A 2,528-nucleotide genomic window follows, 5' to 3' on the forward strand; every position below is an offset into this window, starting at 1 on the left:
TCACGCCGCCAACGATCAGCACCCGGCAGTCGCTATCGCAGCGTGACCCCCAGAGATGCGGCAGTCCCGGGCTCGAACCACGGATCCGAACGCAGGAGACCCCAAGATGCGCCGTTGACAACCAAGACCCTCATGTGAGCCAGACGGCGTGGCTGATGATTTCGGCCGAGAAGCGGTACCCGGGGTAGGTGCCGGGCTCGGAGGTCATCTCGTCAGCATGCCCCAACCGCTTCGTTCCGGCTAGGGACCGCGAACTTGACAATGCCCCCGCGGTCATGCGTACCGCACATCGAGGCCGGACAAATGACCGCACCCGACCGCGGCGCCAGCACACCAAAAGGCCCTTGCCTCGAGGGGGCCGTCCACACATGACACGCACCGCCTGGTATAACTCACGCTGGCCGCACCGGCTCCGGCATGGCAGTGGCGATTCCACATGGATACTATGGGTCGAGATGCGAGGCGTCATTGATGGGCTGCTCTACTACATGCGAAACAGGCTCCCCGCATGGATTGCACTCAAGCTGTACAGTGACCAGCGTCGGCGGGCGAGCCGATCCCGCCTGCCGCGCAGGTAGGGGGAGCCCGCAAGTCGACGCCAGTGAGCCAAGCTGTCCGGCAGGCGGACGGCAGCCACGTCCTCGCATCGAGGGCACAAGAATGTACCAGGAGAGGACCGTGACACCACGGACGAAGCGAGGCGATGGACGGTTGGACGTTGGCAAGCCTGAACTCGTGGCTGTCGTCATCCCTGCCTACAACGCAGCAGCCACGATTGACGAGACGCTGCGGAGCGTGCGCAACCAGACTCACCGAGCGCTCGAGATCATGGTTGTGGATGATGGCTCGACGGATGGCACAGCGGCGATCGTCGAGGGTCATGCATTTGAGGATTGCAGGGTCAAACTGTTTCGGCAGTCTAATGCCGGCGTCGCAGCGGCGCGCAACCGCGGTATCGCGGAGGCCGAGGGCGAGTTGGTCGCGCCTATAGACGCGGACGACCTCTGGCACCCGCATAAAATCGAACGCCAACTGCAGGCACTGCGCGCGGGCGGCGAGGCGGTCGGGCTGGTGTATACCTGGACAGCTTTTATCGACCAGAAGAGTCGAATCATCTCGCTGCATGACCAGCCTACTGACGAGGGTTACGTCCTGGACCGGATGTGCCTAGGCAATTTGTTGGGAAACGGCAGTTCGGCGCTCATGCGCAAAACGGTCGTGTTAGAAGCGGGGAGTTACGACCCGAGCCTGCGCGCGATGCAGGCGCAGGGATGCGAGGATTACCAACTGTACTTGAAAATCGCCGCGCGATACCGCTTCGCGGTGGTGAGAGAGCATTTAACTGGCTATCGCTCCGCACCGGGGCGCATGTCGGATGACTTGATGCAGATGATCCGCTCATTCGAGCTCGTCGCATCGGCGTTGAGCGAGGAGAGACCTGACCTAGCGCACCTGCTGCGCAAAGGGCGAGAGAATTTCCTCCACCATTCGTACCGGCATGCCATCATGGCGGCGAATGCGTTTGAAGCGGCAAGCCTTGCGTCCTGGTTGCTGCGCGCCAATCACGGCCTTGCCGTGACGTTAGCCTGGGAGGCGCTCAGCCTACCCGCCAGACGCGCCGCAAAGCTGCTGTTCAAGTCGCTGAGGAGCGGGCCGGCTTTCCCACAAGCCGTGGAGTTGGGGATCCAATGAACGAGAACTGAAGGGAAAGGATTATGCAGGAAAATAAGGCCGAGAAAAAACCCCGCTCGAAATCTGTTCCGTTTCGAATTTGGTCTGCAAGTTGCACGTGCCACAAGATGAGAATCCCACTGCTTCCAAGGCTGCTCAAGGCTATAAACTTCATTGCATTCGGATGTGTTCTTCCATTCGAGGCTGTACTACGTGATGTAGTGGACCTCCGGCATTATGGATTAGGTGTAGTTATACACCCAAATGTTTCAATCGGATCAAATGTGATTATCTACCATCAGGTTACGTTGGCCGCGGAGACCTGGGTTGGTTCACCTTATCGCATCCAAATCGAGGACGACGTAATGATTGGGGCCGGCGCGAAGATCGTGGCGCGGTCGGACCGCAGCTTGAGGATCGGTCACAGCGCCCGCATCGGCGCGAACGCTGTTGTGACCAATGATGTTCCGGACTTCGCGGTCGTCGTCGGTGTGCCGGCACGAGAGGCTGAACCTGCGCCGGCTGTCAAGCCTCCTGGGTCAGGGAAGTTGTCCGGCGCCTCGAGATGATTTCTCAGCTCGAGTTTGGCCATTGAGGCGGGCGTGGCAAAGGGCTTAGCAGCCCGTTGACGAAGGGACTGCCGCATCTCTGGCCCAACTTGAACAGTTCGGTTCTGTCAGAACTCGTGCCAGACACGACGACATGAGGCGAAAGCCAAGGTCAGCTTACGCCGCCTCGAGAATGGCGACAGGGCTGTTCAACGCTGTGGAATGTTGAGGAGGCCGAGGAGGTAATCGACGCCACCAATGGCGGCGCGGTAGCGGTCCTGCGGGAGTGAGCTTCGGCGGTTGGCCTTG

The 2,528-nt window shown here is 60.4% G+C and carries 1 protein-coding gene and 1 pseudogene; both read left to right on the forward strand.

Annotated elements, in window-relative coordinates; genetic code table 11:
- Nucleotides 1-678: 678 nt before the first annotated feature.
- On the forward strand, nt 679-1,692 hold the full coding sequence (locus tag Q7A36_RS39305) for a glycosyltransferase family 2 protein (RefSeq protein WP_305109231.1): 1,014 nt from the start codon (nt 679-681) through the stop codon (nt 1,690-1,692).
- A 329-nt stretch (nt 1,693-2,021) separates the two neighbouring features.
- Nucleotides 2,022-2,174, forward strand: a pseudogene (locus Q7A36_RS42000) (serine acetyltransferase); the annotation flags it as partial.
- Between the last annotated feature and the right edge of the window lie 354 nt (nt 2,175-2,528).

Source organism: Paracraurococcus lichenis, from assembly GCF_030657435.1.
In the GTDB taxonomy this organism is placed as follows: domain Bacteria; phylum Pseudomonadota; class Alphaproteobacteria; order Acetobacterales; family Acetobacteraceae; genus Paracraurococcus; species Paracraurococcus lichenis.